The sequence below is a fragment of the bacterium genome (assembly GCA_021372535.1).
Taxonomy (GTDB): Bacteria; Latescibacterota; Latescibacteria; order Latescibacterales; family Latescibacteraceae; genus JAFGMP01.
The window spans coordinates 22020-39130 of the sequence record JAJFUH010000159.1 but is presented as its reverse complement, the minus strand read 5'-3'; the positions used below and the strand labels follow the sequence as shown (position 1 = coordinate 39130).

Here is a 17111-nt window from a genome sequence, read left to right as displayed (position 1 = left end):
GTCTGCGCCGGGCGGACACTTTCGAGACATATCCCCGAGACCGGCCTGCCGACTCCGCCCGAACAATCGACTGAGCTCTGCGAAAAGCACCTTCCGCGCAGGCATTCCATTCCTCGATTTTTCCGGATTCGCGAGGAATCGCGCGGCGATGTGGGCGGTCAGGAGCTTCGTTCCGCCTACAACCGTATTCACGGGTTCTATGACGAGTTCTGGGTGAGCGAGGCGGGCAGGCCTGTCGAGGAACTCGCGGCGCAGCTCAGGTTTGAGGGTGTCCGGCGGGTTATCGAGGCCGGATGCGGGACAGGGTTCGCCACAGTGCTGCTTGCGGGCAGGCTCGACAAAGGGGCGGAACTGGTCGCTGTCGATCTTTCGGAGGGTATGCTCGAAGAAGCGCGAAAACGCGCCCACGCCGCAGGATTTCATGCCATACGGTTTATCGCCGGGGATGCGCTCGAAAAACTGGGTTCGGAAGGAACGTTCGACCTCGTCTTTACGAGTTGGGTGCTGGGATATATTCCCCTGAAGCCCTTTTTTGCCGCCGCGTACCGTGCGCTCGGGCCCGGAGGCCGTCTCGCCTTCGTCGTGCACCGGGAAAACTCGCCGTCACGGGAACTCGGCATATTCGGGGAGCTTGTCGCCCAAGACCCGTCTGTGCTGACGAAGCGGGTAGCGTTCGATTTTCCCCGCGATATGAACCATGCTCGTGACGAGGTAAAAGCCCCCGGATTCGAAATCGAGTCTCTCCGGGAAGGGAAAATCACCTTCCGTTACGACAGCCCGGAAGCGGTGCTCGAACACCTTTTGAAATCGGGCGCGGGAACGGCGTTCTACGATGCTGTCGATCCCGCGATGCGCGACAAACTTGAAAAGCGGTTTCTCGGTGTTCTCGCCGAACGGAACGAACACAGCGCCCGGTACGATGTCGTGCACGATTACGTGTCGTGCATCGCGCGGAAACCGTAGCAGAAAGCGGATGTGACACTCCTGCGGCAGATATGAGCAAACAGCGGATATGAGGTTTTCAGGCGGGATGATAAAAACAGCAGGCTTGGCGGTTGTGCTTTGTATATGCGCCCTTGCATTTTCCGGGGGCTCGCACGCTTCCGATACCGGTACGGCGGCGCGACCGAAAATCGGGCTCGTTCTGAGCGGCGGCGGCGCAAAGGGTCTTGCCCAGATCGGAGTGATCGAGGTTCTGGAAGAGGCAGGCATCGAGGTTGACTGCATTTCGGGCACGAGCATGGGTGCGGCTGTCGGCGCACTGTATGCGATCGGTTATAAGGCAGCCGATATTGAGAAAATCGCCCGCGAGCAGAACTGGGGCGAGATACTCGGCGATACGATATCGAGAAGGAACGTGTCGATCGAGGAAAAGGATGAGCTGGAACGGTATGTGGGCGCCTTTCCCATCCGTCACGGTAAAATCTCGCTGCCTGCCGGATTGACAGCGGGTCAGAAACTGTCGGCGGTGCTTTCGCGGTTGACGCTTCCGGTTCATGCTGTCGATGATTTCAGAAAACTGCCCATCCCTTTTGCCTGTGTTGCCACCGATATCGAGACCGGGGAAGCTGTTGTCCTCGACAGAGGTTTTCTGCCCGATGCCCTGCGGGCAAGCATGTCCCTTCCGACGATTTTCGCGCCGGTGGAACTGAACGGCCGTCTCCTTGCCGACGGATATCTTGTCCGGAACCTGCCTGCCTCCGATGTGAGGGCGCTCGGCGCGGATATCGTGATCGGAGTCGATGTCGGCGCCCCCCTGTATGGGAAGGAAGACATCGACTCGCTTGTAAAGGTTCTTGAGCAGGTGATGCGTTTCAGGGGAGCGGCCGCAACAGAAGAGCAGCATCGGCTCTGCGACATACTGATCATGCCCGATGTCGGCGAATACGGCGTTTCAAGCTTCGGAGCCATCGATTCGCTGATCGTTCGGGGTAAGCGCGCCGCCCGTGAACAACTGCCCCGCCTCAAGGCTCTTGCCGATTCCCTGAAGCAGTATCCCCGAGAGCAGAAACAGTCCGCTCCGCCTGCTGTTCCGCGTGATATATATGTGACCGATCTCAGGTTTGAGGGTCTCCGAAATGTCTCCAGCTACCTGCTCATGGGAAAGCTCAATATCGAGGTGCCGTCGCACATGACACCGACCGGGCTCGAACGGGCGATAGAAAGCGCTTACGGCAGCCAGTTTTTCGAGCGGATCACCTACAAGCTCGAACCGTTTCGGGAGGGATACCGGCTCATCATACGGGTTGTCGAACAGGATGAGAGTTTTTTCAAATTCGGGTTTCATTACGATTCCAATATGAAATCGGCGCTCCTGCTCAATACGACATTCCGCAATGTACTGGGACAGGGTTCAAAACTCATGTTCAATGCCCGGCTGAGCCAGAATCCCGGGTACAGCGGCTCGTATTTTGTCTCCACGAACTGGAGGCCGGGAGTCGGGCTGTCAATACAGACATCGTATGACAAGTTTGAAGTCTACACATACAAGCCGAACGGCAAACTCGAGTCGAGCCTCGATTATTCGCTGTTTGAAACGAACATTCTTTTACAGACTATTTTTGCAAATACTTTTTCGCTCGGCGCCGGTGTTCAGTACCACTATTCGGAGATCGAGAGCAAAATCGTTCCCGAGGACTGGGAAGATATGCATTTCGGGCAGTTGAATTTTATGGGATACATCACCCTCGATACGCTCGACCGGTCGGTATTTCCCCGGAACGGTTTTCAATTCTACGGCGAGGCTCTCTCGGTCACCGATCTGCTGAAAATCGACGATTTTCCGGACATGAAGCCGTTCAAGCGTTATGCCCTCATGTTTACGGAGGTTCTGCCCGTACACAACCGTATTTCGCTGTTCGGCAGTTTCTATGGTGGCATGTCCTCGAAGGACGATTTGCCGCCGGATTACTACTTTTATATCGGAGGATTTCACCCGGCCCGGACAACCTTTTTTCCGTTTGCCGGGTTGAAATTCATGGAAAAAACCGGGTCGACCGCGTATGTTTCCGAAGGGGGGATTCAGTATGAATTCCGGAAGGACATGTTTCTCATTCTCAGGGGAAACAGGGGGAAAGCCGTTCTTTCGTTTGAGGATATCTTCTCAAACGAGGGTTTGAACAACGGCGTCGGTTTGACAGCGGGCATGCTGAGCCCGATCGGCCCCATCGATTATACGGTCATGAAGGGCAGCGGCAGCCGTGGATTGCTGACCTATGTGAATATCGGCTTCCGGTTTTAGCCCGTTCTATTCACAAAATTCAATAGAACGCGGATTTACGCGGATTTGTATTTTGAATATCATTTCTTTGATGTGGATGGTTTATTGTTATTGCTCCGGCAAATAAATAATGATACTAATATTTGGAATAGATGCCGAAACATGTTCGGCATGACACAATCTTTTGTCACTGTTTTACCACCGAAGCAATAATAAAAATATTATTAATAATCTATTATGTGTCTTTGTGATTAAATATTTTAATGAATAATCCGGGTAGGTATGTATCCCGACATTTTTCAGAAGGGGCACATTTCATTGGAACCCAAAAAAACATCGAGCCATTATTTACAGGAGATTCAACATATGAGCCCAGCGATCAGACAATGCGTTGCGGCGCTTTTCTTCATCGTGCTGGCGGGTCTGGCGCTGTCCGCCGCTTCCGTCGGGGCCGGTGTCACCATCATGGTCGATCCCGGGTCGTTTCCGGGAATAGAGCAGGCGGCGACCGGCGAGGAAACAATCGACTGGTGGGACGACAATCTTTTCGACGACCGTGCATGCACCGAATGTTTCGCCGCCATGGAACTCCTCCGCTTCCTGCCTGCCTGTACGGTGATTCCGGAGAGCGCGGTGCAGGTTCAGCCATCCGTAAAGCTGCCTCAGACCGGAGATGTCATCCTCGTCGGGAACCGGAAGTCGAACAAGCTCGTCGCTTCATTTCCTCTCCCGGACAGCATCGGGCTTGCGACCGATGAATCGTTCTGTATCAGGGCGTTTTCCGATAACGGCAGAACGGTGACCGTAATCGAGGGCAGGGACCGTATCGGAACGCTTTACGGGGTTTACGGCTATCTCGAACTGCTCGGGATGCGGTTTTACGGTCTCGGCGAAACGGGGACGGTGTACCCGGTAAAGAAGGGAGAGCTTCCGGCGAATCTCACCACTGTCGGGAACCCCTCGTTCCTGACCCGCGGGTATCATGCATGGGAGGATCGCGGCAGCGATGATTTCTTCCTCTGGATGGCGCGGAACCGTATGAACTTCTGGACCGCCGCCGAGAAGGAAATTCACCTCATGAAAAAGCTCGGAATGAAGTGCGCGGACGGCGGTCATACGATACAGATGATCTGCCTCAACCCGCAGGCGGAATACCCGTACAACCACCCGAAGTTCAAGGGTGACGAGAACAAGCCGAAAGACCCCTATGCGCCGGGGAAAGAGTACACCGCCGACACGAACGGGGACGGAAAACTCTCCTATTTCGAGGCGCACCCCGAGTGGTACGGCCTCCGTAAGGGCAAGCGGAGCGACAACATCAAGGACGAGTTCGGCGACAATTACTGTACTTCCAACGCCGATGCGACGAAGGAGCTCGCGAAGAATGTCGTGCAGGAGCTCATCGACGGCCGGTGGCGGTATGTGGATATCCTTAATTTCTGGATGATGGACAACCGCGACCGGTGGTGCGAGTGCGATGTCTGCGCACAGCAGGGAAGTTATACCGACCGGCTTTTTCTCGTCGTTCATGCGGTACTCGAAGAGATACGGAAAGCGCGCGGTGACGGCCGGCTCAAACGCGATGTCGAGCTTTCCTCGCTCGCGTATCTCGATACGATCACACCACCGACGCGGCCGCTCCCCCGCGGATTCGACTACGCGCATTTTTCCATCACCTTCTTCCCTATCGAGCGCTGTTACAACCATACCCTCGCCGATCCCTCGTGCACCGAGTACAACGATCGTCTCTGCAGGAGCTACCAGGCATGGGTGACGGGGCAGTACTACAGGGGGACGATGTTTATCGGCGAGTATTACAACATCAGCTACCTAAAATCGCTGCCCATGCTCTATACCCGCATCATGGCGGCGGATATACCGTGGTATTACCGCACGGGAACCCGTCACCTCCACTACATGCATACACCGACAGCCCTCTGGGGGACCTGGACGCTCAACCAGTATCTGCTCGCCCGTCTCCTCTGGAATGCCGGAACCGATGCGGACGCTCTCCTCGACGAGTACTTCAGCCGGTACTATCCCACGACCTCAGGAGAGACCCGGTGTTTTTACCGTGACCTCGAAACGGCCATGGAAAGCTTCAAGGCGATCAGGTACTGGGGCTGGAAAACAAGCCTCAAATCGGACAAGGCCCCGCTTTTTCCGAAAAAGCATTTTCAGTACGAACCATGCCACCCGCTGACCGATGACGGGGTCGACCTCCTCGAAATGAAGGACTACATGGAACGCGCCCGGACACACTTCGATGCGGCGCTTCTCATGTGCACCGATGAAACGGAGCGCCTGCGGCTCCTCGAGGACGGGAAACGGTTTGCCTACGGCGAGGCGATGTTCTATTTTCACTATCATCTTTTCCGCACGGCCCTCTTCAACCAGCGTAAAGACGAACCAGCCGCGCGCCGCGAATGCGCCGAACTCATGCGGTATGCGGAACAGCTTCGGGGCATGACCGATCTCGTTCAGGTCTCCTCGAGCCATGCGAACGCAAAGGATGGTCTCGATGCCACGCAGGCTGCGGATGTCTATGAATTCTTTGTGGAAAAGTACGGGAAATGAGCTTGATCAAGGGTATCCCAAGAGATGAAATTATCGGGGAAAGAAAGTATTAATAATCTATTTTAGTTATTCAATGAGCTCATAATCGCTAATGTATTGTACAATGGTTGTCATTCCCAAGAACGAAGTGAATTGGGAATCCAGTGTTACCATTACTCTGCCATAACCATGAGATGATGGATTCCCGTTTTCACGGGAATGACACTTTAACACGAATTAACGCAAAAGGTGCGCTATGAAACGGTATTCCGTCATGAAATATTGTGTGTTATCCGCTCTGTTCACCCTCTGTATCGTAAATTGGAAAAATCCCGCAGCCGACGAGCCGCTGCCGCTCCGTTTCGATACCTCGGATCATGGCGAACCCGGCGACAGGGCGCCTGTCGTGAAGCCGTGGAAGAGCATAGCCCTCGATCCCGAATACGGCGGCTGGTGGGTCGTTACGGGTGATGTGGACGGCGACGGCGTGGTCGATGTGGTCAGCTCGGAGAATGTGAACAACGTCGATGTCCACTATACGAGCACCGCCGTGGCTCAGCGCCTCGACGGCAGTGTCATATGGCGGTGGGGAAATCCGGAAATCGGCCGCAAGGAATGGCATCATGATGTCGCCTGCCAGATTTATGACTGGGATGGCGACGGGCGCAATGAAGTCGTTCTCCTGACAAAGGGATTCCTCGTCGAGCTGGACGGCGCGACCGGTACGGAACGCAGGCGGATACCCATCGCGGAGGATGCCACCGACTGTCTCGTGTTCTGCAATGTGTCCGGCAACTCGCGCGCCGCCGATGTGCTTGTCAAGAACCGTTACGAGCAGATATGGGTGTATGATTATGGTGGTACATTGCTGTGGACTGTCACCATGCCGGGCGGATACAGGACTGCGCACCAGCCGCGACCTTATGACATCGACGGCGACGGCAGGGATGAAATCATGGCAGGATATTCCATGCTCAATCCTGATGGAACGGTGCGGTGGACGGTATCGTCATCGCAGGTCGATCTCACCAAAGGGCACCTCGACTGCTGCCGTCTGATGAGAAAAGGCGTCAAAGGCGCAGACGAATGGCGCTTTGTGGTCACCTACTGCGGCGCACTTGCCATCGCCTGCATCGACGGCAACGGAGCGACCGTGTGGGAACGCACCGGATACCATTTCGAGTCTCTGAATGTCGGGCGGATTTTCCCCGATATTGCCGGGCCTCAGATTCTCTTCGATATCGACCATGTTCCCGAAGGGGAAAGTCCCGTGTGGGTGTTTGACGAAAACGGCCGTAAACTCGGGCAGATCGTTTCCGATTACTGCCGTCACCATGCACTCCTCGACTGGACGGGTGACGGATACGACGAAATCATCATTGCCCATGCCCGCGGGATATTCGACCGTACGGGCGCCCGAATCGCAACGCTTGCGTGCGACGACAGCGGTGTCACCGTCCAGACCGGCGATATGACGGGCGATGGTGTTATCGATATTGCCATAACCACACCCGCAATGGTTCATATCTTTAGAAACGCGAACGGCCGGAAGGCGGAAAAGCCCGTGCCGCTCGGCTGCGGAGTCAATTACACACTGTATTGAGCAGGCGGTGATGTAATCTCAATAATAACAATGTGCTATAACGTTATTCCTGCTTTAGAATGATCCCTCTCGGCTTCGCCGTTTCCCCCTTATAAAACAAAGGGGGAGCCGCACCATCTCCTCCCTTAAAAAGGGGAATGCCAAAGGCAGAGGGGATCATTAATGAGAAATAAACAGAACTGTCTGGTTAAACTACTGAGTACCTTTTATTTGCAGTAGAATATGATAGTTGCCACTCTTAACCATGGCAACTCACCCCGCGCATAACACCTTGATAAAATAGATGTTAGCGGGCGCTTCCCCTCTCTTGTGGCAAGAGAGGGGGCAGGGGGTGAGTTAGGGTGGAGAAAAGGGGTAACAATTAAATCTAAAACAATCCATATGCCGGTAAATGCCTTGTTTACAGGATATTTCGAACTTTTATAACAATTTTAACCGGACACTATTCAGAAATAAATACAAATTTAAATTGATTGGTCTATCAACAACCGGGAACATGCCATGATGAGAATACCCTTCAATACCATGTACAACGAATTTCTCCGCATACTCACGAAAACGGGTTTCACCGAGGACAGGGCCTGTCTGTGCGCGCGGCTTTTTGCGGAATCGAGCCTGGACGGTGTCTATTCCCACGGTGTCAACCGGTTCCCCGTGTTTGTCGATTACATCAGGCGGGGCATAGTCAGGATTCATAACAGGCCGGAGCTGGTTTCCGGATTCGGTCCCCTCGAGCGCTGGGAAGGTAACCTCGGGCCCGGCAACCTCAACGCGTACGAGTGCATGAACCGGGCAATCGCCCTTGCCCGTGCACACGGCATGGGATGCGTCGCCCTCAGGAATACAAACCACTGGATGCGCGGCGGAACCTACGGCTGGCAGGCTGCTGAGGCGAACTGTCTTGCCGTCTGCTTCACCAACACTCTGCCGAACATGCCGCCCTGGGGCGCCACGGATAAACGGGTCGGGAACAATCCCCTCATTCTGGCGGTTCCCCGCAGCGGAGGGCATATTGTCCTCGATATGGCGATGTCGCAGTTTTCCTACGGTAAGATGCACGAATACCAAATGACCGGGAAAAAGCTGCCTGTTCTGGGAGGTTTCGACAGCAGTGGCGCCCTCACCGATGAGCCGGGCTCGATTCTGAAGTCGGGGCGGTTCCTCCCCATGGGCTACTGGAAGGGATCGGGTCTGGCGATTATGCTCGACCTTTTCGCGGCGATACTGTCGGAGGGTCAGTCCACGCGGCACCTCGGACATGAGGGCGATGAATACGGCGTTTCACAGGTATTCATGGCATGGAGCGCGGAAAAACTGGAAAGCACACAGGCGCTCGAAGCCATTACCCGCGAGGTGCTCGATTTTATCCATGACGCTGCCCCGGAGCAGGAGGGCGGGCGCGTTTACTATCCCGGCGAACGGACGCTCCTGACCCGGAAAGACAACAGAGAACACGGCATCCCCGTACAGGAAGCCGTCTGGGAGCAAATCATCGGGCTGTGATTGCAGAATGAAACGAAAAGGAGAACCACCCGGGGATGAATCCCCGGGCGCCCGGAATATTTATCCGATCATTGTCCAGTCCCCGTATATCGCTTCCTCGATACGGTTCACCTCGCGGCCTGTGTCGCCGCCGACACCGGATTCGCGGTTTTCGAGCACCGCACGGGTGAAATCGTCGATGAGCGGGAGGTGAAAGTTGGTATGAGGCGGGTGTTTCTCCGTCCGCTCGCCGTTCCGTGTTTTCACCGTGACAGTCCCGGCATTGAGCACCGGAACATGAATCGAACCCTGGGTTCCGAATATGTCCAGCGTATCCTGAAACTCAAACGAGGCATGGGTGACGTTCAGAATGGCATTCGGGCCGTTTTTGAAGTGTAAAAACGCCGTGGCGGTGTCCTCCACCTCACGGTCGAAGGCAAGCCTGCTGATAAATCCCCTCGCGAACGTGACCTCGCCGAAGATGTTGAGGAGCACCTCGATACGGTGGCAGCCGAAATCGAACATCGGCCCGCCGCCTGAACGGGCTTTCTCCATGAACCAGTAACGGCTGCCGCCCGGCTGGGGATCGTAGTACTCGAAGGCGTTTATCTGCGCCGTAACGGCCTGACCGATCTCGCCGGACGCGATGATTTCCCTGATGCGCGCCACGACCGGGTAGAAATGGCGGTAATAGGCGATACCGAGTTTCACACCGCCGGAACGGCAGGCGGAGATCATGCTGTCGCACTCGCCGGGAGTCAATCCCATCGGTTTTTCGCACAGGACATGCTTGCCCGCCCCGGCGGCAACAATTGTCTGCTCGCAGTGCAGGTCCACCGGAGTGGCAATGTAGACGGCTTCGATCTCACTGTCACCGAGAAGCTCCTTCCATGACCTGAACCATCTCCGGGCGCCGTACTCGCGCGCGAACGGTTCCGCGAGGTCGAACCGTTCACGGCTCACCGCGGTGAAATCGCAGTTCGGCAGGTCTCTCAGGGCAGGCGCCACCCGTTTCCGTGCTATGTCGCCGCAGCCGATAAGTCCCCATTTCAGCTGTTTCATCATGAAGCTCCTTGATTGGTGATAAAACTGTCTGAACCGCTGATTTGTCCGATTAACTGATTACCATGATGTGTCACAAGCACACCCACACTAATCATATCAATCATGTAAAGTCTTGTGATAAAGTCTGAAAGTGTGGATATAAGCTGTCAAGGGTCGGTACAAAGTACCGATTTACACGCCCTTGACAGCATCGAAAAAACACATTTCGTCATGGGGCTCGTGAAAAATATACTTTTTCACAGCCCCCGTAATCAGAGGTTCAGACATCTTTAGTTTTTTACAGTGTCATTTCCTTCCCCGATACGACGACCTTCTTCACATCGATGGTTCCCTGTCTGACTTCGAGGAACGGTTTTCCCCTGTTGAGGCCCGTTCTGCCGAAACCGTACTCGGTCGCGATGAAGCATGTGAACGTATCCCCGACCTTCGAGTCGATAAAGAGCGTGTTGTCCACAGCGTCGTACCGGACGCCGGTCAGCCCCTGGATGAGGCCCCAGCTCGACAGCGCGCGGGCGTACCAGTGACCGCACTCGTACTCGTTGAACGGGTTCCGTACACGGCCGTCGTAACGGTCTCGGGCGATTCGGACGATTTCGAGGCCCTCGTTCACCATGCCTTCGAGCATGAGGTGAGAGGCGACCTGGTACTCGATGCCCGTCCAGACCTCGTCGCTGTAAACGAAGGGGATGGAGAGCGCGCCGCCCTTCGGCCATGTGCAGAGCAGGAGACCGCCCTCTTTGCCGAGAGCGTAGGCGGGACGCTGCGGGTTGGAGTGGTCGGACAGGTCGCGCTTGAGGTTGTAGGTATGGATAGCTTTGAGGCTGCTCCTGACCTTAACCGGGTCGACAATCTCGCCGAGACCGCACATGCGCGCCATCCAGAATCCGAGAACGCCGTCCGACAGGCACCCGGTGCCGTACTGGTATTTCGGCCCCTGCGTGTTGAGCATATCGACCACATCCTTGTAGCCTGACCCGTTCGATGATACATCGAGCGGCTTGAACTCGGCGTTGAGCCCCGTGGTCATGATCTTCTGGAAGAAGTACTCGCCGTCCCAGAGCTCCGTTTCGAGGCAGGTTTTGCCCTTTTCGAGGAGCGTGCGGTACTGCGTGACATCCTCGCCGAGCGCCGTGCCCATCTCGATGGCAGCGGTGAGCGCGCCGAGGTAGAAGCTCGAACAGTGGCCGTCCGGACCCCAGTATTCGATGTCGTACGTGTTGTGGTGAGGCTCTTCGAGGACGCCGTGCCCGCGCGGGTCCCATGTGGTGATGCAGTATTCGAGGCTCTTTTTGACCTTCGGCCAGAGCTCCCTGAGCCATTCGGTGTCGCCGGAGATGCGCCATTCGCGGTACACCTTCATGATGCCGCCCAGCTGACCGTCCGAAGCCGCATGGAACGTGTGGTCGACCGGACGGATGGGGAGCGAGGCACGGAACGTCTGGTGGCCGCGCTCATCCTGGCTCTCGTTGAACTCGGTCTTGCGGAGGCTCCGTTCGAGCGAGGGGAACAGGTGCGGTATCGCCTGGGCGTAGTTCCACACATGGGTACAGGTGCCGTGACAGCAGCCCCGGTTGTCGGAGCAGCCCTCGAAACACCAGAGCCGCCCGCAGGTCGTCCTGAGCACCGTGGGCGATTTGAGAATGGTCAGGTTCGCGGCGACCGCCTCGACAACCTCCGGAGGGAGCGTCGTATCGTAGAAGGTGTCGCTGAAGAGCTTTGTTTTTGCCCGGAGATCGTCGTAGCCGGTCATCCAGTACTTCGCCGTTTCCTTGATGTCGGTGAACCGGCCGGCGTACCACGGGACATGAAACCGGGAGGCGCAGCAGGAGCTTTCTTTTCCTTTTGGAGCTGCTGCCGTGGTTTTTTCGGGATCGTTGCCGAGCCGAAGGTCGGTTTTGGGGACATACCATGCGACCATGACCCGGATGGTCTTTTCCTGGCCCGCTGAAAGCTTGAACGGCACGAAGAGCGATGCTCCGGGGCATGCGCCTTCCACCGGCGGATTGTCGAGGAGGATGCCCTCGCGGACATTTCTCCATGCGAGGGTGAGGGAATCCCACCAGCCGCCCTTGAACCAGCAGTGGTCGACCACGACTGCGCTGTCATCGATAAAGACGGCGTAATCGCCCTGGTTTTCAGGCTTCTCCGTGGTGCCGTCCTGGTGGAGTATGAATCCGTTTTTAATGGGGAGAATCGTGTTGCCCACGTTCCCGATTGTCATGAAATTTTTGGAGTTGTAGGAGAATACGGCGTCGATGGCTGAGCCGGAGGTATTCTTGAAACGGTATTCGAGCGCCCCGACCGGGAGGCTCGCATTGTCGGGGTCGCCGGGAATGAACGGGCTCCAGCCGGTGAGTTCGACCTCGAGGGGTACTTCGCTGTCTTTGAGCGTTACGATTCCGAAGGGGAACCGGGTGAGAAACGAAGCCTCGTCGAATCGCGGAAGCCCGTAGCTTGTGCCGGCGGCGCCGTTGCCTGTGCCGGGAGCGCCGAAAATTTTCCAGTCCGGCACGGGGCCTTCGAGGATTTTTGCCGTATTTTGCTTCCCTTTGATACAGAGCGCGGCGAATGAACAGGGTTCGTTGTAAATCTGCATGACGTTTCTGACCGATACATGGGATATGGCGCCGGAACCCTCGAGGCATATCATGCCCGCGCCGATACCGCCGATGGGTAAGGCGACACGGTTCAGGTATGGACCGGTATAGGGGCCGTTATATGATTTGCCGTACTGTTTTTGTTTGGTTCTCGGCGGTTTCGTACAGCCGTCCAACCCCGCAAAAGCCGCGGCTGTTCCCGCGGATGTTTCCAAAAACGTGCGTCGTTTCATGACTCCCTCCCTGAAGAGCAGCCGGCTCCCGCTGGCCGGTTTTCAGCTTATGCCGAATTTTATCTATCGTATATCGAACACTGTATTCCCTTTAACCATTATCTGAACGTATGCTACTTGTTTTTTCCCGTATTGTCAAGGACTTGTCGGGGAATTTATCTGAAAATGCATCTTCAGTTCCCGGTGCTGAAGCCTCGGTCTGGTGTCGGGAGTCGCTGTAACGACGTCATTCCCGAATCTTTTATCGGGAATCCATATGCAGTCTGTTTTTTCCCCTCTGTCTCTTTGTCCCTCTGCCACTTTTTTTAAAAGTTCCTCCATTGATTTCTGTGAAACGAACGTGTATCTTGATTTACAATCATGAGACTGTGGTCTGCTTGCCGTGTTCGTGAAAGGAAGAGGACAATACCGGTTATGGAAAAGAGGACAATGCCGTATCTCGCCCTCGGGGGCGTGTATGACGACGAGGACGTTCAGGCTGTGACGAAAGTCGTTGCCGCAGCGGCGCGGACAGGCGGGGATTTCTTTCCGCTGCCCGAGGAGAGCGAGTTCCAGGAGACGTTCGCCCGCCACGAGGGGGCGCAGAAGGCTGTCGCGGTCAATTCGGCGGGGACTGCGCTCGATCTCTGCATGATGGCGCTCGGTATCGGTCCCGGTGACGAGGTCATCACGACACCGCTCACGTTCGTATGCTCGGCGACGACTGCGATGGCGCGCGGAGCGCGGGTGGTGCTTGCGGATATCGATCCCTCAACGCTCACTATCGATCCCGGCTCGGTTGAGGAGCGCATCACCGGACGAACGAAGGCGGTCATCCCTGTTCATTTCGCCGGGCTCTCCTGCGACTGCGGCCGTTTCGAGGGCATCGCCCGCAAGCACGGTATTGCGGTGATCTACGACGCCGCGCACGCGGTCTGTACGCGCTTCCGGGGAACGCCCGTGGGAGGGTATGGCACCGCCTCATGCTACAGTTTCCAGTCCAACAAGAACATGACCACCCTCGGCGAGGGCGGCGCAGTGACCACGAACGATCCCGAGTTCGCCGAGACAGTCCGCCAGATGAAAACTTTCGGTTTCGTTTACGGCAAACCGACCCGTGTCGTCCGTATCGGCTTCAACTACCGGATGACCAAGCCGCAGCTCGCCGCAGGAATCAGTCAGCTGAGGAAAATCGACCGTATCATCGCCCGGAAACGCGAAAATTTCATGGCAATGAACCGTGCGCTCGATGGCATAGACGAGATCGTTCCGGCGCCCGGCCTTTCGGAGGATCACGGCGCTCTCATGCATGTGGTGCGCCTCGATACGGACAGGGTTTCGTTCACCCGCGACACGCTGACCGCTCACCTGAAGGACGAATGGGGAGTCGGCACCGTCTGGCATTATCCCCCGGTCTGGAGCTGGGAAGTGATGACGGATGCCGGGTATGGCCCCGGCGGCTGTCCCGGGGCGGAAAAGGCATGCGCGCAGGTATTCAGCCTTCCGGTGTTCGCCTCGACCACCGAAGACGATATCTCGTATATCGCCCATGCGCTCGGGGAATCGATCGCGGCGCTTCGATGAAGGAGAAAGAACGACCGTGAATCCCGTATTTACACCGCGGCCCGATAATATCTTCACACGGCATATCGCCGATTATTTCGAGCGCGCAAAGGCCGGGACACCGTACATCGAGGCAATCTGCGGGAAATGGCTGTTCGAGGACCTCATACCCGGTCTTTCGGATTTCGACACACGGTTCATGTTTTCCGACGACACGCCGTCCGAAGCATGGCCCGGAATATCGCATGCAATCGGCCGTATGCATACCGATCTGTGCCGCGAATTTCCGGAACGCGCCCGTATTCTCGAACACCTCCCCGGCATCAACCTGAAATGGGCTGAAGCCCTCGAACCGCAGTCCTATTATCCCGAGTTCAAGCAGTGGACCGTGTATCATGCGCCGGCGGAACGACGGGCGGAATTCGGGATATATCTTGCGGAAAGGCCCTGGGACGAAATCGAGGAGCTCTTCAATGTCAAAAAGTTCGCCCTCTATTTCACCCCCTACGACCGTTCCATCGACCCCCCCATCAATATGCACGAGTTCGAAAGCAAGTACCCGCTCCACAGCCGTATCATGCACTACTTCTGCCCGCCGGTGCAGAGCGCGGTGAGCATACGGCTCAGGCGGATGGTCAGGGGCAAGATCGAGAGTTTCAGGCTCGCGCGTGATATATTTCCCGGCGGACACGTCATCGACACGGTCATGGATATTCTCGACCGCCACTTTGAAGTTCCCGGGCTGTACGAAGAGCCTGCCCTTTCCGGATTCGAGACGCTCCTCTTCGGCTACCTCAAGGACACACTGCGGATTATCGCGCCGGATATCTCTGTCATAGATGCGGGGGCCGAAGACACCTCGAAGCAGTTGAAAGACAAGCTCCGTTCGGTGAAAGCCGGGCTCCGGAACAGGTTTTTCGACGGCGCCAAATTCTGCCGTCTCATGATGGGCCGTCTCAATTTTTACGCCGAGTCCATCCCCCGTTTCGACAGCATGTGGCTTATCGAAAACGAGCTGAAGCGGATCAGGAACCTCTTTTTCGAGACGACATTCGGCGCGTTCGGACAGATCATATGGGGCGAGGAGATGTCCCCGGAAGAAGCGCTCGACCGGTGCCGCGGAAAGTATATCACGGAAAAAGAGTATTCAGCGGTGAAGGCTTATGCCGATGTTTTCGGAAAACCGTACGATGCCTCCACCATAAAGGCGTATGCCCGTGAGGTCGCCGTGACCATGGGCCCGTTCCAGGTCGTGCTCGAAAAACTGACCCCGGTCGTTTATGGGAAAATCGATAAAGAGTCCGATTTGTAAGTATTGTATATTCGGGATAATCTTCAATTCAATCCATTTGTGAATTCAATGGAATACGGATTTTTTTATTTCTTTCTGGACGGGAACGATTATTATTGGTCCGGCGATTAAACAGTGAAATAAATTTTGGAAATTGAGCCCTATAAAGGTGATTCGATACAATCTGTGTAATTGCGCACCAAACCGTCATTCCCGCGAAAGCGGGAATCCATGTTTTTTACTTCCGGTGTCATTCTTTATTCGCCGGAGAAATAATTACTAAAGATAGTATACATAATCTTTTATATCTATTTGTGTCTTTGTGGCAAAGTTATTTATGAATATTTTCAGATAAACCCTGAATTAAGACGAGGCCTGTTGTGGCGACAACGGTAACGAAAGACATGATCCTCGCGGGATTCCGTGAGATGGGAATCGGCCCGGGGCATAAATTCATCATGCACAGCTCACTGAAAAGTCTTGGTTATGTCGAAGGCGGCCCGGATGCGGTGATCGATGCGATGATCGAGAGCGTGAGCCCGGGCGGTACGGTTTTCGTGCCGACCATGACATTCGGAAAGCCGTTCAATCCTGACCGGACGCCCTCCGTGGTCGGTCTGATAACCGAGGTTTTCCGGAAACGGCCCGGAGCGGTTCGGAGCCTCCATCCCTCGCACTCCGTTGCGGGTATCGGACCCGATGCCGCGCGGATATGCGCCGACCACGAGAAAACGACCCCGATGGGTCCTGGCTCGCCTCTGGTCAAACTTGCCGATGAGGATGGCTGGATCATGCTTCTGGGAGCCGACCACATCGGCAACTCCACGGTACATGTCGCGCACGAGCTGGCACAGGTTCCGTTTCTCAATACCTGGCGCGATATCGAGGTTTCCGACAACGAAGGGAACAGCCGTATCACACGGGCGCTCATACCGGGATGCAGCAGCGGATTCAACAACCTTGAGCCGCTCCTGGTCAAAAAACACGCCATCGGGATACACCGGATCGGCGATGCCGAAGTGCGATGGATGAAAGGCCGTGATGTCATCGATACAGCGTATGAGGCGGTCAGCGATAATCCCGTCTTCCTTCTCTGCAGCCGTCCCGTGTGCCCATGGTGCGAACATGCAAGGAAGATAATGACTGCTTACTGATCAGGGCTGTTAACAGAGTTTAATGAACCACGGTTTTACGCGCATGACCCCGGATTATTAATAAATATCAATAAAAGCTGATTTACTGTTAATGTTATCTCAATAATAACAATATACTATAGCGTTATTCCTGCTTAAACCGATCCTCCTCGGCTTCGCCGTATCCCCCTTATAAAACAAAAGGGGAGCCGCCCTGTCTTGTCCCTTAACAAGGGGGGATGCCGGAAGGCAGGGGGGATTCTATGATGAAATACAGATTCAAATTTATAAATTGATCCGATTACATGCACCATCCTATATAAAAAGAAAAAATGAACTTCCCATCGCTCATTTTCGTCATATGTAACAGAGAGTGAGAAGAGAACCTG

10 protein-coding genes are annotated in these 17111 nt (G+C 55.4%); 8 read left to right on the top strand and 2 right to left on the bottom strand.

Annotated features, from left to right (window positions below):
• The 5 genes from LLG96_14130 to yiaK all read left to right on the top strand — a co-directional run.
• Positions 1-963 (top strand): methyltransferase domain-containing protein (locus LLG96_14130; protein MCE5251349.1); only part of this gene is annotated, 963 nt, incomplete at its 5' end.
• A gap of 67 nt (positions 964-1030) precedes the next feature.
• Entirely contained in the window at positions 1031-3241 is a 2211-nt protein-coding gene (locus LLG96_14125) for a patatin-like phospholipase family protein (GenBank protein MCE5251348.1), read from the top strand.
• 345 nt (positions 3242-3586) lie between these two features.
• Positions 3587-5797 carry a DUF4838 domain-containing protein gene (locus LLG96_14120; GenBank protein ID MCE5251347.1) on the top strand — a complete coding sequence of 737 codons (2211 nt, stop codon included), beginning with the start codon at positions 3587-3589 and terminating at the stop codon, positions 5795-5797.
• 235 nt (positions 5798-6032) lie between these two features.
• Positions 6033-7379, top strand: a complete 1347-nt coding sequence (locus tag LLG96_14115) for a hypothetical protein (GenBank protein ID MCE5251346.1) — start codon at positions 6033-6035, stop codon at positions 7377-7379.
• 504 nt (positions 7380-7883) lie between these two features.
• Positions 7884-8882 (top strand): 3-dehydro-L-gulonate 2-dehydrogenase, encoded by a 999-nt coding sequence (yiaK, locus tag LLG96_14110; GenBank protein MCE5251345.1) that lies wholly within the window; start codon positions 7884-7886, stop codon positions 8880-8882.
• Between the two features lie 60 nt (positions 8883-8942).
• On the opposite strand, the gene LLG96_14105 is transcribed toward yiaK, so the two are convergent.
• Positions 8943-9923: a Gfo/Idh/MocA family oxidoreductase gene (locus tag LLG96_14105; protein ID MCE5251344.1), complete on the bottom strand. Its 981-nt coding sequence runs from the start codon at positions 9921-9923 to the stop codon at positions 8943-8945.
• A gap of 280 nt (positions 9924-10203) precedes the next feature.
• Complete coding sequence (locus tag LLG96_14100) at positions 10204-12756, bottom strand: non-lysosomal glucosylceramidase (protein ID MCE5251343.1); 2553 nt, start codon at positions 12754-12756, stop codon at positions 10204-10206.
• 414 nt (positions 12757-13170) lie between these two features.
• On the opposite strand from LLG96_14100, the gene LLG96_14095 reads away from it, so the two are divergent.
• The 3 genes from LLG96_14095 (at position 13171) to LLG96_14085 (ending at position 16743) form a co-directional block, all read left to right on the top strand.
• Positions 13171-14319 carry a DegT/DnrJ/EryC1/StrS family aminotransferase gene (locus LLG96_14095; GenBank protein ID MCE5251342.1) on the top strand — a complete coding sequence of 383 codons (1149 nt, stop codon included), beginning with the start codon at positions 13171-13173 and terminating at the stop codon, positions 14317-14319.
• A gap of 16 nt (positions 14320-14335) precedes the next feature.
• Positions 14336-15610 (top strand): hypothetical protein, encoded by a 1275-nt coding sequence (locus LLG96_14090; protein ID MCE5251341.1) that lies wholly within the window; start codon positions 14336-14338, stop codon positions 15608-15610.
• A 359-nt stretch (positions 15611-15969) separates the two neighbouring features.
• A complete protein-coding gene (locus LLG96_14085) occupies positions 15970-16743 on the top strand; it encodes an AAC(3) family N-acetyltransferase (protein ID MCE5251340.1) in 774 nt (257 codons plus the stop codon).
• Positions 16744-17111 lie beyond the last annotated feature (368 nt).

What these genes read in the sequence shown, in the direction of transcription:
- LLG96_14125 (MCE5251348.1), top strand. Translation starts at nt 1,031, where the DNA reads ATGATAAAAACAGCAGGCTTGGCGGTTGTGCTTTGTATATGCGCCCTT.
- LLG96_14120 (MCE5251347.1), top strand. Translation starts at nt 3,587, where the DNA reads ATGAGCCCAGCGATCAGACAATGCGTTGCGGCGCTTTTCTTCATCGTG.
- LLG96_14115 (MCE5251346.1), top strand. Translation starts at nt 6,033, where the DNA reads ATGAAACGGTATTCCGTCATGAAATATTGTGTGTTATCCGCTCTGTTC.
- yiaK (MCE5251345.1), top strand. Translation starts at nt 7,884, where the DNA reads ATGAGAATACCCTTCAATACCATGTACAACGAATTTCTCCGCATACTC.
- LLG96_14105 (MCE5251344.1), bottom strand. Translation starts at nt 9,923, where the DNA reads ATGAAACAGCTGAAATGGGGACTTATCGGCTGCGGCGACATAGCACGG.
- LLG96_14100 (MCE5251343.1), bottom strand. Translation starts at nt 12,756, where the DNA reads ATGAAACGACGCACGTTTTTGGAAACATCCGCGGGAACAGCCGCGGCT.
- LLG96_14095 (MCE5251342.1), top strand. Translation starts at nt 13,171, where the DNA reads ATGGAAAAGAGGACAATGCCGTATCTCGCCCTCGGGGGCGTGTATGAC.